Here is a 15,349-nt window from a genome sequence, read left to right as displayed (position 1 = left end):
TTGACAATTGCAGCTAACAAAATGTTATATAAATAAATGAAAAAAGGTGACAGCTGAATGGATTTTCAGACGGTCACCTTTTCGGTTAAAAAGATCATTAGAAGTACTAATATAGTCAAATGGAGAAATATTCGTTTCACTGTCTGTTCATAACCAAATGACAGACATGAAATTCTATTTAGAATGAATTTCTTCATTGATCAACAGCTGCTTACGAAACTGTGAGGGAGAAACTCCAAACTGTTTTTTGAAAAAACGACTGAAATAAAGAGGATTCTCATATCCTACCAGATTGGAAATCTCTGAAATATTATAATTAGTTGTTTCCAGCAGAGATTTGGCATTGGTGGTTCGCAAAAGCTGGACATACTGAGCCGGCGTAGTATTTGTATATTGCTTGAAATTCTGGATAAACCAGCTGACGCTGATATTGTGGGAAGCAGCATAATCTTCAATACTCACAGGTTTATTATAATGTGTCCGAAAATATTCCACAGCCTGAGCCATGTCATCCATGATCATTGGATTCTTTTTTCTCGGTTTGGTAAGAAACTGGCGGTGAATCAGAATAAAAAGCTGACGCAGATAATTGACCAGTAATTCTTCATAGTCTTCCTGCTTAAGCTGCAGTTCCTGAATCATGTTTTGATATAGTTGTTTATATTCCATAGAAATACCAGAGCAGATTACATGCACATCATCTGCAATCCCGTATTTACGCAGGATATTCTTTACATTATTTCCTGTGAAATGAACCCAGTACACTTCCGGATGCTCCGCTCCATAATAATAGTAGCGCTGTTCTTCTTTCGGACGGTACAGTACCATGTTTCCGGCAGATACGACCTGCTCTTTTCCATTAAAATAGAAGTGAGCTTTACCGGAAGCAATGTATAAAAGCTGATAATCTACACGCCCGCGGGGACGGTGAGTGGGAAGTTTTTTTACTGTATAGAGACGGTAAGTACCGCAGCTTCCGACAAATAGAGAATGCTTTTTATCTTTAAAATCAACACGGGACTGATGCCAGTATGCGGAGTTTGTGTACATAGGAAAACCTCCTGTAAAATTCGAATCTGATATTTAAAATTATATCATTTTGTGCATGTTTTGTCGAATAGAGTTTATATGTTTTCCGGCTCCCAAATACTATAATAACAGTATTCACGGGGTGAATGGAAAACTTTGATCCGGGCGTGAAAATATAAGGGATTTCACGCAGAATATAATGAGAAAAAGTATTGGGAGGAAGCCACATGATTGTACCAAAATATTACGAAAACCTGAACGTGTTACATGAGAACACTATGCCATATCGTGCATATTATATGCCGGCATCAAAAGAGATGGGACCGCTGGTCCATGACAGAGAAAAATCAGACAGAATGCAACTTCTGAATGACGTATGGAAATTCAAATTCTACAAGAGCATTTACGACCTGCAGAATAAATTCTATGAAGATGGAGCTGACACAGACAATTTTGACCGGATTCCGGTACCAGGTATCTGGCAGAATTTCGGCTATGACAGTCATCAGTATACCAATGTCCGTTATCCAATTCCACTGGACCCGCCATATGTACCGCAGGAGAATCCATGCGGAGCGTATGTTTACGAATTCCAATATCATAAAGATGCAGATGCACCGGAAGCATTTCTGAATTTCGAGGGTGTAGATTCCTGCTTCTATGTGTGGATGAACGGCTTCTTTGTGGGTTACAGCCAGGTATCCCATGCGACAAGCGAGTTTGATGTAACTGCCTATATGCGTGAGGGAACAAACAAACTGGCAGTGTTGGTTCTGAAATGGTGTGATGGAACTTATCTGGAAGACCAGGACAAGTTCAGAATGACAGGAATCTTCCGTGACGTATATATTCTGAAAAGACCAGAATACGTTCTGTATGATTATTTCATCAAAACAGAACCACAGGAAAACAGCGCCAAAATTGAAATCCAGGCATCCTTTATGGGAGAAAAATGCATCGCAGATGACACAGAGATCCTGCTTCGCGATATGTCTGGAAATCTGGTAGACACAGAGAAATTCACTCCTGCAGAATGCAGTGACGGATATAATTACAAAGCAGAATTTGTCCTCAGTGATCCGCAGCTTTGGACACCTGAAAAACCATATCTGTATGAAATCGTATTTGTATCAGAGCAGGAAGTAATCACTGACCGCGTCGGTATCCGTGAGATTCACCGCAATGGAAGTGTAATCTATGTAAACGGCACAAAGATTAAATTCAATGGTGTAAACAGACATGACTCTGACCCGGTAACAGGTTCAGTGATCAACATTGACAAGATAAATAAAGACCTGACAATGATGAAACAGCATAACTTTAATGCAGTCCGCAGCAGCCATTATCCGAACTCTCCGTATTTCTATCAGTTATGTGATGAATATGGATTCTTTGTGATTGCAGAAGCAGACAATGAGAGTCATGGAACACAGACACAGTATCTGCAGAATTCAGAATGGGACAATGTAGTGGAGCACTGGAACAAACGAATTTCCAACAATCCGGATTTCATTCCGGCCACTCTGGATCGTACAAAACTTTGCGTATGCAGAGAGAAGAACCGTCCATCTATCGTGATCTGGTCAATGGGAAATGAATGCGGATACGGATGCACCTTTGAAGAAGCACTGAAGTGGACAAAGGATTATGACCCGACTCGTCTGACTACTTATGAGAGCGCCTTTTATAAGAGCACAGACAGAGAGTATGATTATTCCAATATTGATATTGTAGGCAGAATGTATCCTGCATTTGAAGAAATCGAAGACTATATGGAAAAAACTCCGGACAAACCTCTGTTACTGGTAGAATACTGCCACGCTATGGGAAATGGTCCTGGAGATTTAGAGGACTATTTTAAATATATTCAGAAATATGATTCTCTCTGTGGTGGATTTGTATGGGAGTGGTGCGATCACGCCATTTACAAAGGAGATGCAGAAAACGGAAAGCCAATCTACTTCTACGGCGGTGATCATGGAGAAGAAATCCATGACGGCAACTTCTGTATGGATGGTCTGGTATACCCGGACAGAACACCGCATACCGGACTGAAAGAGTACAAGAATGTATATCGTCCTGCAAGAGTCGTATCCTATGATCAGGGATCAGGAAAAACTGTACTTCACAACTATATGAATTACATAGACTTACAAGATTATCTGTATCTGACCTATGAAGTAAGCTGCGACGGAAAGAATGTACAGATAGGAGAAATACAGCTGAAAGAGAGTATACCTGCCGGAGAAGAGGGAAAAGTGATTATTCCAGCCCAGACACCAGATGCCGGAAAATGCTACCTTAAAATCAACTACCATCTGAAAGATGAAACAGCACTTCAGGAAAAAGACCAGGATCTGGGATTTGATGAAATCCTGTTGACAAACAAAGATGGAAGAAATCAGACTGTTGCAAACTTGTTTGCAGGTAAGATGCAGAGTAATGATGATTCTGAAAATGCTGGCGGTGCTGACGGAGATAGTGAAACAGGCAGAAACGCCACAGAAAATGAATCTATAGACAGAAGCACTACAGAAATCGAGGATACAGACAAATATCTGAAAATCACTGGCAAGAAGCAGGGCTATGTATATGTATTCAATAAACTGACCGGCCTGTTTGAGAAAATGTATGCAGGAAATAAGCAGCTTTTCACACAGCCAATGGAATTAAACATCTGGCGGGCACCGACAGACAATGACCGAAAGATTAAACTGGAATGGATGAATGCACACTACGACCAGAGCTATGCAAGAGCATACAAAACGACTTATGAATTGGCAGAGGGAACAGTCCTGATTCACAGTGTGATTGGCCTGATGGCACCTACCGTCCAGAAAATCCTTGAAGTAAAAGCAGATTGGCAGATCACTCCTGACGGAGCAGTGTCAGTAAAAATGCAGGTAGAAAGAGACCTGGAATTCCCAATGCTTCCAAGATTTGGGCTTCGCCTGTTCCTGGACAAAGAGTTCACAGACGTTACCTATTCCGGAATCGGACCTGCAGAGAGTTACGTTGATAAAAGACGGGCAGGATACCATGGAGTATTCCAGACAGCAGTTGAGGAAATGCATGAAGACTATCTTCGTCCACAGGAAAACGGAAGCCATACAGACTGTGATTATGTAAAACTTTCCAACAAAGATCAGAGCATCTACGCAGTCAGTGACCTGACATTCTCATTCAATGCATCTGTCTATACACAGGAAGAACTCACAAACAAAGCACACAGCTATGAACTTGAGAACTGCGGCAGCACAGTATTATGCCTGGACTATGCACAGAACGGTATCGGCTCTAACAGCTGCGGCCCGGAACTCTCAAAGAAATACCGCCTGGATCAGGAGAACTTTGAGTTTGATATGAAATTGGTTTTTCAGAAAAAATAAATCTATCAGATAAGACTGGAATATATACTGACTTTTATACCGCACATCAAAAGCTAAGTGGAAAACCTGACGATTGATGTGCGGTATTTTAACTGAAGACTTCGAAGCTATTTGGTTATGAGCAAGTATCGAAGCGGATGATTTTATCGCGTTTGATTGCGCGGATTAAGAAATATAGATTTATTAGATTTGAAAAAGTCAATATCTGTATCATGTAAATCAATACAAGAATCGTCTTTCAGACAGGTTTCGAATATAATTAGCCATGCAGCAGAAATAGAAGTATTTATCAGACATTCTGCCGCTTAAGAGAATTGTATTCACCAGGATTGCAGCCGAACTGCTTGCGGAATGCGTGAGCAAATCGGCTTGCATTACTGAAACCTGTCATGTCTGCGATCTGGATCATAGAGTACTGACTGCTCTGTACCAGTGACAGACTCTGGTTGACACGGTATTCTTCCAGATATCCGGTAACTGTCTTGCCAGTCATTTTCTTAAACAGACGGCAGCAGACCTCTCTGGACAGATGAACCTGATCAGCCAGTTCCTGCAGAGAAACTACAGACTCAAAATGTGTATTAAGATAATTCAACATTTGCTCCAATCGTTCCAGTTCAAGTTGGTTAGACGGAATGAATTTTGTGAATTCTTTCTGATGCTCACAAAGAATCAGACTGTACACTTCACAGAGAAGACCTTTGATCTTCAGTTCATAACAATAGGACTTCTGATCAAAGATTTCCTCAACTTCATTGAGTTTCTGTAACACGCTTTTAGTACATTCGTTTTCTTCATTCAGCAGAATACAGGGAACCGCAGAATTCTGCAGAAAAGGCCGAAAACAGTTGCGTTCCACATCACTTCCGAATTCGCCATATATGAAATCCGGACGTGCCAGGAAAGTGCTGTATCGCGCATGACTGTTATTGGGCGAATGGCAGCTGTGCGGTACATTTCGGTTCAGTACAAGAGCTTCCCCAGGTCTGACAGTATAGCTTTTCTGGTAAACCTGATAAATCGCTGCCCCTTCTCTGGGAACGCTGATCTCCAGGTCGTTATGCCAGTGAATAGGAACACTTTTCCCCTCAAAAGCCCAGAGGTCATCATGATTTACGGTCATGGGAAAGCCGGCAGTTCCATGTTCACAAAGTTCTCGGTTGGTGTCATCCACCAGAATTTTACGCATAGCCATTTTACAATTCTCCGATTCTGATTTAAAAGTAATAAATTTATTATAGCGTTAGACACATTAACGCGCAAGGAGGAGTAAACATGGCAAGATCAAAAGAAATGGATCTGACCACAGGAAATCCGTTCTGGTCACTGCTGAAATTCGCAATCCCTGTAATTCTGGGAAACCTGTTTCAGCTATTCTACACACTGGCGGATTCCGTGATCGTAGGTAAAACACTGGGGGCAACTTCCCTGGCAGCGGTAGGTTCTACCAGTATTATCATCTATTTTGTATTCTGCTTTATCAATGGATTCACAGGAGGGTTCGGTATCTGTCTTGGACAGAAATGCGGGGCAAAAGATGAAAAAGGAATGCGCAAGAGTGTTGCGGTTTCAACATTGCTGAGTATTGCATTTACAGTAGTTCTGACACTGATCTGCTGTCTGCTTGCTCACCAGATCCTGCGTTGGATGCAAATCCCATCTGATATTTCCGGTGAAGCATATGACTATATGTTTGTAGTTTTACTTGGTACAGGTGCTACTGTTTTCTATAACATGATCTCCAATATGCTCCGTGCACTGGGCGACAGCAAGACACCATTGTATTTCCTTGTATTTTCATCTGTACTGAATATTTTTCTTGATGTCCTGTTTATCGTGCCGTTACATATGGGCGTAGCAGGTGCTGCATGGGCAACCATCCTGTCACAGTTCCTTTCAGCAGTATTGAGTCTGGTGGTAGGATTAAAGAACTTCCCAATCCTGCATCTGCGCAGAGAAGATTTCACAGACTTAAAAGATGCGGCAATTCTGCATTTAAAGACAGGATTTCCAATGGGATTCCAGATGTCAGTTATGTGTATCGGCCAGCTTGCCATGCAGACAGTCGTAAACTCACTTGGGACTGCAGCAGTTGCAGGATACACCGCAGCATCTAAAGCAGACCAGCTTTCTGTACTGGTAAATAATGCGATGATGACAGCAATTTCCAATTATGTAGCCCAGAACTTCGGAGCCGGAAGAAGAGATCGTATCCGTCAGGGTGTACGTGCCTGCCTGATCCAGACAGAAACATTCAATCTGATCATGTGCATTGGGATCCTTTTACTCAGACACCCGATCGTAAGAATGTTCCTTTCAGATCCGACAAAGGAAATCTATTACTACTCAGACATGTACCTGACTGTTGTGGCTCCATGCTACTTCATACTTGGCTTGCTGGCAGTATATCGTACTTCCATCCAGAGTATGCAGAATGGAAGGGCACCGTTTGCGGCATGTATGATCGAACTGGTAATGCGAATCGCCGCAACTGTAGGACTTTCCGGAATGATTGGCTACACATCCGTGTGCATCGCCAGCCCAATGGCATGGATCGGAGCCTGCTCACTGCTGATCCCGGTTTATTATAAGATGATGAAAACATCAAAAATGTCGGGAGTATCTGTAAAGATAACTGCCTGAAAAAATTTAAAAAGAAAAATATTAAAAAACAGAAGCTATTGTACTGGGTAAAACTGTACATAACTTCTGTTTTTTTGATGTCAAAATAAATCAGTGTAAAAAAGAAATATGATAGAAAAAGAAAGATGTCTGCTGTATAATACTCACGGAGGCGAATTATGGAATTATTATTACTTGGAATATTTGTTGCAGTTCTGATACAGAAATATCCAATTTCCGGACTTCCCGCGTTGTGCATTTCAGGTTTTCAGCCAGATGACATGCAGATTAGCCGACTGATGAGCGGAGGCGGAATCCTTTCCAATATGAAAGTCATCGCGATCGTAGGCATTTCCTCCTGCTATTCCGGCATTTTCAAGGGAACAGATTTCCTCCATGGAATTAAAGATTTAGTTGGAAGATTAAACAGCAAAATCACGCCATTTGGAACAACCCTGCTGACTTCTGTTGTGACAGCAGCGGTATCCTGTAACCAGACATTATCCATTATGCTCACCAATCAGCTCTGCGGAGAAAACAACCCGGATAAAAAAGAATTTGCGCTTTCATTAGAAAACTCAGCAGTTGTAGTTGCACCGCTGATCCCCTGGTCAATTGCATCGGCGGTACCGCTGGCATTTGTCGGTGCACCGACAATGAGTGTGTGCGCGGCGATTTATCTGTATTTGCTTCCGGTGTGGCATTTTCTAACCCGCCAGAATAAAAGAAACCTTTATTACAAAGGAAAAAAATAAGTAGGGAAGAACCAGGATAGTGTATTCTTGACACTGTTGAAGTAACGTGTTAAAATACAGCCATTGAATTTGGAAACGAAGGCGTTTTGCAATTATGCAAAGTGCCTTTTTTCAGTTTTTATAGTATGGAGGAGGGAAAGACGTATTGAATAAGAAAATCCAGATAATTATCTCGTATATGGCAATCGTTCTTGGCGCAATTTTAGCGAGTTTTTCTGTCGCCTGCATTCTGCTTCCGAATGATGCCATTGACTACGGAACGGCAGGAATTGCCATTATTATCAGCAAACTTACCGGCTATAATCTTTCATTATGTGTTCTTCTTGTTTTCCTTCCGTTTCTGATCGCCGGAATCTTCTTTCTGGGAAAAAAGTTCTTTGTCAGAGTATTCATTGGATTTGTTGTCTATACGATTGGTCTTGCTTATTTTGAAAAAATTCCGTTTGAACTGAATACGGAACATTTTCTTGCGGTGGCTTTTGGCGGTGCGATTCTTGGAATCGGGCTTTCACTGATTTTGCGAAATGGCGGTTGTATAGATGGTTCTGAAATTTTTGCCAATATCATTGTAAATAAAATATTTAACAAGACTGGAAAAGATTATAGTATTTCCTATATTCTGATCGGGTTCAATGTCATTGTATATATTGCAGTATTTATTCTTATTAACCGCGATTCTGCTATGCTGAGTTTTCTGGTATATGTCATTGCTACTGCGATCATTGATCATTTTACGGATCATTTCGATGCGATCAAACAGGTTACGATCATTACAAAAGATCCAGATGCAATTATCCGTCAGATAAAAGAAGAACTGAATAAGACCTGTACAATATTAAAATCTTCCGGAGTGATCGCCGGGGAAAACAAAACACTGATCTGTTATGTGAATTATTTTGAACTGCAGAGAATGAAAACAATCATTTCCCAGAACAAAGGAACATTCAGTACGGTTTCAACTATTGAAGAGATTTTAAGATAGCTAACTACCAACAACCTAAAAGTAGTGGGCTTCCACCTGCAACAACAGAAAGGGTTTTTATTATGAATACTATTCTAGTAGCTGTAAATGGAAGGGGCTAGGTTAATTGATTTTGATAAAAAATGCCATGAAGGGACGCTTTACTTTACTAAAGGACTGTACTATAATATGCGAAAAAGCAGCTATAAAATAACTACTATTATAAATAAGTCAGACTATACGAGAGGAGCAGGACTATGAAAATCGGATTTATCGGATGTGGAAATATGGGTTCAGCAATGATCAGTGGGATGTTGAAAAAAGGACTCTATAAGAAAGACGAGATTATTGTTTCTAATCTTACAGAAGAAGGAAGCAAACGAAGCAAAGAAAAACTTGGAGTAGTGACAACTCTGGATAACCGCGAAGTAGTAAAAAACACAAAACTAGTTTTCCTGGCAGTGAAGCCACAGTTTTATGAAGAAGTACTGAACGAAGTAAAAGACGAACTGACACCGGAACACACAGTCGTAGGCATTGCACCGGGGAAAACTCTTGCGTGGTTAGAAGAGAAATGTGGACAACCTCTGAAAGTAGTAAGAATGATGCCAAACACTCCTGCTCAGGTTGGTGAAGGTATGACAGGTGTGTGCGCTAATGAAAAAGTATCAGCAGAAGAACTGGATCAGATCTGCGAGATCACAAACAGCTTCGGCCGTACAGAAGTAGTTCCGGAACGTCTGATGGATGCCGTAGGAGCCGTAAGTGGCTGCTCCCCGGCTTATGTGTTCATGTTCGTAGAAGCAATGGCAGACGCAGCAGTAGCCCAGGGAATGCCAAGAAGACAGGCTTATCAGTTCGCTGCACAGTCAGTACTCGGAAGTGCGAAAATGGTACTGGAAACAGGAATGCATCCAGGCGAATTAAAAGACATGGTATGCTCCCCGGCAGGAACTACCATTGAGGGGGTACGAATCCTTGAACAGAATGGATTCAGAAGCGCTGTTTTCGAGGCTCTGAATGGGGCGGCTGAAAAAGGTAAAAAAATGTAATTTTGTTTGTATAAAAGGGACGCTCCGAAATATTGTTCTGTTGATATGCGGTTTCGGAATCTAGGAACTCTAAGGCCCTGAAAATCCGCTAAAACCATAAAAAATCCGCCCAAACTCGCCGCTATGCGGCTCAGACAGTGGGCGGATTTTTTATAACGCGAATTTCCAGAACCTAAGAGTTACTACGATTCCTGCAAATGCATATCAACAGAACAATATTTCGGGGCTGTTTTATTCCCGCGAGCAACGAGCCAAGCGGACATGCTTGCATGTCCATTTGACTTATAGTGTAACAGATATTAAAATTAAATAAATCAAGTGAGTTTTTTGTTTCAATTGCAAAAGGCAATAAGCAGGTAGCGAAGCGGATTACAAATATTCAATTGCTTAGAATATGTATAAAACAAAAGAAGTTATTGACAAAAGAAATATACCTGCTACAATATAGGTAAACGTTTACTTAAAGGTGAGATAAATGATTCAGAAAAATCAACACAGGGTAACGATTAAAGATGTTGCCAGGCAGGCAGATGTGTCGATTGCTACGGTTTCCAAGATTATTAATGGAAAAGATGAACATATTTCAGAGGCGACCAGACAGAAGGTTTTTGAAGTAATTGATCATTTGGGATATGTTCAGAACAGTATGGCAAAGGGGCTGAAGGAATCAAATACAAAAACACTGGGACTTGTGATACCGGATATTGGAAATGCTTTTCCTGAAATGGCGAAAGGTGCGCAGGACGAGGCTTTTGCCCATGGGTATACAGTATTGTTTGGAAGTACAGATAATAACTATATACAGGAAGAGAAGTTTCTGGATGCGCTGAAATCCAAGATGGTAGAGGGGATTATATATGTCAGCTCCGATCCGGTAACAAGTAAGAAACTGCTTTCAGATATATCGGTTCCTGTTGTATTTATCGACAGAAAAATAGAAAAGAACCGAAATATGGGAAGTGTTTTGATTGATAATTATGCTGCGATGAAGGAAGTGGCAAAATATGTCACAGATAAAGGCTGTAAGAAGATTGCATATATTACTGCAGATATTTCCATGTCACCCAGCAGAGAAAGATATGATGGATTTATAGATGGGCTGAAAGAAGTCGGAATTGATTTTGACAAAAAGCTTCATTATCCCGGAACATTTTCAGTGGAGACAGGACAGATTGGAGCAATGACGTTGCTTCAGAGAAATCCTGAAATAGACTGCATTGTCTGTGGAAATGATCTTATGGCTATCGGAGCAGTCAGTATCTGTCAGAAACTGGGAAAGAAAATTCCGGAAGATATAAAGATTATGGGGTTTGATGATATTTATATTTCAAAGTATCTGAATCCGGAGATTACTACAGTCAGACAGGATGCTTATGAGATGGGAAAACAGGCAGCACTTATGCTGATCCGGCACATTGAACAGAAAGAACCTTTGACGGATATTGTACTTCCTTATGAGATTATGGAAAGAAGTACTGTATAAAAATGTTGATAAAAATGCGTGAAAAGTTATGGTGCATTCTTTGCATCGTAGTAATGAAAACGCATTTTTATAATAATATGAAAACGTTTAACTAAATTTACCTAAAGGAGGATACAACAATGAATTATCGTAACGTAGGAAAATCAGGACTTAAGATCAGTGAGATTGCACTGGGAAGCTGGATGACAGATCTGAAAGGCAGTGCACAGGAAGATGTTGCAAAGGAAACGGTGAAACTTGCTTATGAAAAAGGAGTTAACTTTTTTGACTGTGCAGATGCTTATTCCGGTGGCGCAGCAGAAAGATTTTTTGGAGAAGTTCTGAAAGATTATCCACGAAAAGAGCTCGTAATTTCAAGTAAAGTATATTTTCCAACAGGAGATGGTGTAAATGACAGGGGGCTTTCCAGAAAACATATCATGGAGAACTGTGAGCAGTCTTTAAAGAATATGAATCTGGATTATCTGGATCTGTATTATTGCCACCGCTATGATGAAAATACAGATCTGGAGGAAACTCTTCGGGCAATGAGTGATCTGGTTGCTCAGGGAAAAGTGTTGTATTATGGTGTCAGTGAAGAATGGGGAAGCGCAAGAATAGAAGAAGCGCAGAAGATTATTGATAAACTTGGACTTTATCCGATTTCAGTAATTCAGCCACAGTATAATATGGTAGACAGATATATCGAACATGAGATTATGGGAACATGCAGAAAATATGGAATCGGCATCACATCATTTTCCCCGCTGTCACAGGGACTTCTGACAGGTAAATATAAGAAAGGACAGCCATATCCGGAAGGTTCCCGTGCAACACACCAGGCCGACAGACAGATCAATGACTTGCTGACTGACAAAAATCTGGCTATTGTTGATGAACTTACAAAAGTAGCAGATGATCTGGGAACAAACCTGGCAATCCTTGCAATGGCATGGATTCTGCAGCATCCGGAAATCAGCTGTGTTATTGCAGGAGCAAGTAAGCCATCTCAGCTGGAAAATAATTTAAAAGCCAGCGGTCTTGTTATCCCGCAGGATGCGATGGACAGAATTGAGGAGATTCTTGGGTTCCATAGATTTGAGCGCCATGTAGGATAAGAAGGGGCAGAAAGATGAGCGAAGTTAATTATGAAGAAATAAAAAAGATGACAGAAGAGCAGGAAAAAGAACTGCGTTTCGATCATTTTTCCAATAAAGATGCGCTGGATCTGGGTCGTTTTATTACGGATAAAATATATGCAGAAAACATGCAGAAAACATGCAGAAAACATGCAGAAAACATGCAGCTTGCAGTAGCAATCAGAAGATTGAACGGTACGATTATATATCAGCATCTGACAGATGGTACAAATCATATTAATCAGAACTGGATGGAACGGAAATTTAATACCGTTTCTTATTTTGAAAGATCATCATTAGGCGCATTGGAAGCTATTTCCGGAGAAACTGTGGAAGTGCATGGACTTGCAAAAGATAAATTTATTTTTGTAGGCGGAGGATTCCCTATTCGTTTAAAGACAGGAGAGATGGTGGCAGTACTTACTGTTTCTAATTTGCATCATATGGATGATCATAAATTTATTGTGAGAGTTCTTTCTGAATATTTGGGAAAATAATAGTATTAACCGGATCAGATAAATTTTTTACTCCAATTGCGAATATTCGATTGACCTGAATAGAAAAGTAGCGAAGTGAATGCTTTTATCTGTTTGACTAATAATGGGAGACTGTGGACTGTTTCGAACACGGCCTCCCGTTTTTATATCTGGGCTTAATTATCTGAGAGTATGGGGGATGGAATTGTTTATGAAAAATTACAAATTTCCCTGACTTAAGCGGCTGTTATGATATTTCCCGGAGTTTGTAACATCTTCTCCGAACCATGCAGGTGGATTATAACTGAGTGCCTGGTCTTCAGAAGAAAATTCCACTTCTGCAAGATAAAGTCCTTTATATGGTGCATCAAATACATCTAATTCTATGGTAAGTCCATCTTTTTCCGGAATAAGATAGCGGGTTTTGGAAATAAGGATTCCATCGGCTTTTGGACGCATATGTTCATAAGATTCCTTTGTAAGTGGAAGATTATATTCTTCGCGAGTCATAAGACCTTTAGATTTATAGGTGAGATAGTAGTTATCATCCTCTTTGCGGATACGGACTACAGGTGCGGTGGATAAATAACCCTGTTCCAGTTTGTGGTGTGGATAAGAGTCAAGATCTGCAGGCAGATTTTCTTTAGATATTAAAAATTTACGTTCGATTTCCATTTAAATTTCCTCCATTGAGTTAAAATGTGTCAATCCTTTAGTTTGTGCTATAATGATAATAGCATAGATAAAAAATAATGAAAACGCATATTTTATTTAAATCAGGTAGCAGAACAGAATGTGAATATCTGTTTGATGTAAAATAGGTAAAAAAATATTACAGGTAACATAGAAGAAAGCAGAAAATAGCATGGAACAGGAAGAAAAATATATGGATGAATACATAAAAGAAATATCAGAAAAAATTGACAGTAAAAAAGAATACTATGCCAAAATCAGCAATAAAATCTGGGAGTTTGCAGAGCCGAGATTTCAGGAATATAAATCCTCTGAATTACTCCAACAATCATTAAAGGAAGAGGATTTTTCTATCAAAGCCAATCTTGCAGGAGAGGAAACTGCATTTATCGCAGAATACGGTTCTGGAAAGCCAGTTATAGGCTTTCTTGGAGAATTTGATGCATTGCCAGGTCTTTCACAAAAAGCAGATGCAACAGAGCGAATTCCAGCAGAACCGACACAAAATTTAAAATGCGAAAATAAATCAGAAAGGGAACAAAAACAAGGCTCAGAGTATGTGAATAATTGCGGTCACGGCTGCGGTCACCAGCTTATCGGAACAGGTACCCTTGCCTCCGTAATAGCATTAAAAGACTTCATGAAAGAGCATAACCTGAAAGGCACAATCCGCTACTATGGCTGCCCAGCCGAAGAAAACGCAGGCGGTAAAGCGTTCCTTGTACGTGATGGCTATTTCAATGACTGCGACCTTGCCCTCTGCTGGCACCCGGAACAAGGGCGACGCGCATGCTACGGAAGCACCAAAGCAAACTTCAGAGTATTTTTCACATTTCACGGGACTCCGGCTCACGCATCCATGTGCCCTGAACTGGGTCGCTCCGCACTGGACGCAGTAGAATTAATGGACGTAGGCGTAAACTACATGCGCGAGCACATGATAGACGAAGCCAGGATCCACTATGCCATCACCGACACAGGTGGAGACGCTCCAAATGTAGTCCAGTCCAGAGCCCAGGTCCTCTACGCTATCCGTGCTCCAAAGATCACCCAGGTAAAAGAACTCTACAACCGCGTCTGCAACATAGCTAAAGGCGCCGCTCTAATGACTGAAACCACCGTAGAAATCCGTCAGGTAGCCGCCTACTCCAACCTGATCTCCAGCAAAATCCTTGCAGACCACATGAACGTATACCTGGAAAAACTCGGCCCGATTCCATATACAGAGCAGGAATATGCCTACGCTCAGAAATTCCAGCAGGCTCTCTCAGACCAGGATAAAAAACAACTCCCGACCATCGCCAGAGACTACTTTGGTCCCCAAGCACCGAAAGTAATGAAAACCCCAATCTTCGAACCAATCGCCTACCAAAACCTGTACAGCGATCTCAAATACTCCACCGATGTAGGAGATGTAAGCTGGATCGTCCCAACCGTCCACCTCAACATCCCCACATTTGCAGCAGGAACCACCCTCCACTCCTGGCAGGCAGTAGCCCAGGGCAAATCCTCCATCGCACATAAAGGAATGCTCTACGCTGCCAAAATCATGGCCCTCACCGCTCTGGATTTCCTGCAAAATCCAGAACTGGCAGATGAAGCCAGAAAAGAACTGACAGAAACACTAGACGGAGAAACATATCCCAATCCATTGCCGAAAGACTTGAAACCAGAGATATGGTAAAAAGTAACATTTTGCCAGTTCCCAGTGTGAACCCCAGGAGACAGAGGGCTTCGCGCGTCCCTACGCAACTCAAACAAACATTGTAAC

11 protein-coding genes and 1 pseudogene are annotated in these 15,349 nt (G+C 41.1%); 9 read left to right on the top strand and 3 right to left on the bottom strand.

What is annotated here, in order from left to right:
* Window positions 1-174 precede the first annotated feature (174 nt).
* Window positions 175-1,050 (bottom strand): AraC family transcriptional regulator, encoded by an 876-nt coding sequence (locus ACTNES_RS02310; protein WP_441038440.1) that lies wholly within the window; start codon window positions 1,048-1,050, stop codon window positions 175-177.
* Between the two features lie 206 nt (window positions 1,051-1,256).
* Here ACTNES_RS02310 and ACTNES_RS02305 point away from each other — a divergent pair, with 206 nt between their 5' ends.
* On the top strand, window positions 1,257-4,418 hold the full coding sequence (locus ACTNES_RS02305) for a glycoside hydrolase family 2 TIM barrel-domain containing protein (protein ID WP_441038439.1): 3,162 nt from the start codon (window positions 1,257-1,259) through the stop codon (window positions 4,416-4,418).
* A 289-nt stretch (window positions 4,419-4,707) separates the two neighbouring features.
* Here ACTNES_RS02305 and ACTNES_RS02300 read toward each other — a convergent pair whose 3' ends face one another.
* Complete coding sequence (locus ACTNES_RS02300) at window positions 4,708-5,613, bottom strand: AraC family transcriptional regulator (protein WP_291808961.1); 906 nt, start codon at window positions 5,611-5,613, stop codon at window positions 4,708-4,710.
* An 80-nt stretch (window positions 5,614-5,693) separates the two neighbouring features.
* Here ACTNES_RS02300 and ACTNES_RS02295 point away from each other — a divergent pair.
* From ACTNES_RS02295 to ACTNES_RS02265, 7 genes and pseudogenes are all read left to right on the top strand, one after another.
* Window positions 5,694-6,845: pseudogene (locus ACTNES_RS02295) on the top strand (MATE family efflux transporter); the annotation flags it as partial.
* Between the two features lie 374 nt (window positions 6,846-7,219).
* On the top strand, window positions 7,220-7,795 hold the full coding sequence (locus ACTNES_RS02290; RefSeq protein ID WP_441038438.1) for a Na+/H+ antiporter NhaC family protein: 576 nt from the start codon (window positions 7,220-7,222) through the stop codon (window positions 7,793-7,795).
* 145 nt (window positions 7,796-7,940) lie between these two features.
* A complete protein-coding gene (locus ACTNES_RS02285; protein WP_294649372.1) occupies window positions 7,941-8,777 on the top strand; it encodes a YitT family protein in 837 nt (278 codons plus the stop codon).
* A gap of 236 nt (window positions 8,778-9,013) precedes the next feature.
* Window positions 9,014-9,808: a pyrroline-5-carboxylate reductase gene (gene proC, locus ACTNES_RS02280; RefSeq protein WP_279206737.1), complete on the top strand. Its 795-nt coding sequence runs from the start codon at window positions 9,014-9,016 to the stop codon at window positions 9,806-9,808.
* A 475-nt stretch (window positions 9,809-10,283) separates the two neighbouring features.
* Window positions 10,284-11,291 (top strand): LacI family DNA-binding transcriptional regulator, encoded by a 1,008-nt coding sequence (locus ACTNES_RS02275; protein WP_279206738.1) that lies wholly within the window; start codon window positions 10,284-10,286, stop codon window positions 11,289-11,291.
* A gap of 119 nt (window positions 11,292-11,410) precedes the next feature.
* Window positions 11,411-12,388 (top strand): aldo/keto reductase family protein, encoded by a 978-nt coding sequence (locus ACTNES_RS02270; RefSeq protein WP_279206739.1) that lies wholly within the window; start codon window positions 11,411-11,413, stop codon window positions 12,386-12,388.
* A gap of 14 nt (window positions 12,389-12,402) precedes the next feature.
* A complete protein-coding gene (locus tag ACTNES_RS02265) occupies window positions 12,403-12,906 on the top strand; it encodes a heme-binding protein (protein ID WP_441038437.1) in 504 nt (167 codons plus the stop codon).
* A 198-nt stretch (window positions 12,907-13,104) separates the two neighbouring features.
* Here the strand turns inward: ACTNES_RS02265 and ACTNES_RS02260 are convergent, their stop codons facing one another.
* Window positions 13,105-13,560: a CYTH domain-containing protein gene (locus ACTNES_RS02260; RefSeq protein ID WP_279206742.1), complete on the bottom strand. Its 456-nt coding sequence runs from the start codon at window positions 13,558-13,560 to the stop codon at window positions 13,105-13,107.
* Between the two features lie 190 nt (window positions 13,561-13,750).
* Between ACTNES_RS02260 and ACTNES_RS02255 the strand changes: the two genes are divergently transcribed.
* The gene (locus ACTNES_RS02255) at window positions 13,751-15,262 is read left to right on the top strand and encodes a M20 family metallopeptidase (RefSeq protein WP_291811137.1); all 1,512 of its coding nucleotides are present in this window, start codon (window positions 13,751-13,753) and stop codon (window positions 15,260-15,262) included.
* The last annotated feature ends 87 nt before the right edge of the window (window positions 15,263-15,349 follow it).

Source organism: Blautia sp. HCP3S3_D9 (assembly GCF_052063845.1).
GTDB lineage: Bacteria > Bacillota > Clostridia > Lachnospirales > Lachnospiraceae > Blautia_A.
This window is presented reverse-complemented; position numbering and strand designations above follow the sequence as displayed.

Excerpts from the sequence above, each read along its gene's own strand:
- ACTNES_RS02310 (WP_441038440.1), bottom strand. The coding sequence starts at position 1,050 with ATGTACACAAACTCCGCATACTGGCATCAGTCCCGTGTTGATTTTAAA.
- ACTNES_RS02305 (WP_441038439.1), top strand. The coding sequence starts at position 1,257 with ATGATTGTACCAAAATATTACGAAAACCTGAACGTGTTACATGAGAAC.
- ACTNES_RS02300 (WP_291808961.1), bottom strand. The coding sequence starts at position 5,613 with ATGGCTATGCGTAAAATTCTGGTGGATGACACCAACCGAGAACTTTGT.
- ACTNES_RS02290 (WP_441038438.1), top strand. The coding sequence starts at position 7,220 with ATGGAATTATTATTACTTGGAATATTTGTTGCAGTTCTGATACAGAAA.
- proC (WP_279206737.1), top strand. The coding sequence starts at position 9,014 with ATGAAAATCGGATTTATCGGATGTGGAAATATGGGTTCAGCAATGATC.
- ACTNES_RS02275 (WP_279206738.1), top strand. The coding sequence starts at position 10,284 with ATGATTCAGAAAAATCAACACAGGGTAACGATTAAAGATGTTGCCAGG.
- ACTNES_RS02270 (WP_279206739.1), top strand. The coding sequence starts at position 11,411 with ATGAATTATCGTAACGTAGGAAAATCAGGACTTAAGATCAGTGAGATT.
- ACTNES_RS02265 (WP_441038437.1), top strand. The coding sequence starts at position 12,403 with ATGAGCGAAGTTAATTATGAAGAAATAAAAAAGATGACAGAAGAGCAG.
- ACTNES_RS02260 (WP_279206742.1), bottom strand. The coding sequence starts at position 13,560 with ATGGAAATCGAACGTAAATTTTTAATATCTAAAGAAAATCTGCCTGCA.
- ACTNES_RS02255 (WP_291811137.1), top strand. The coding sequence starts at position 13,751 with ATGGAACAGGAAGAAAAATATATGGATGAATACATAAAAGAAATATCA.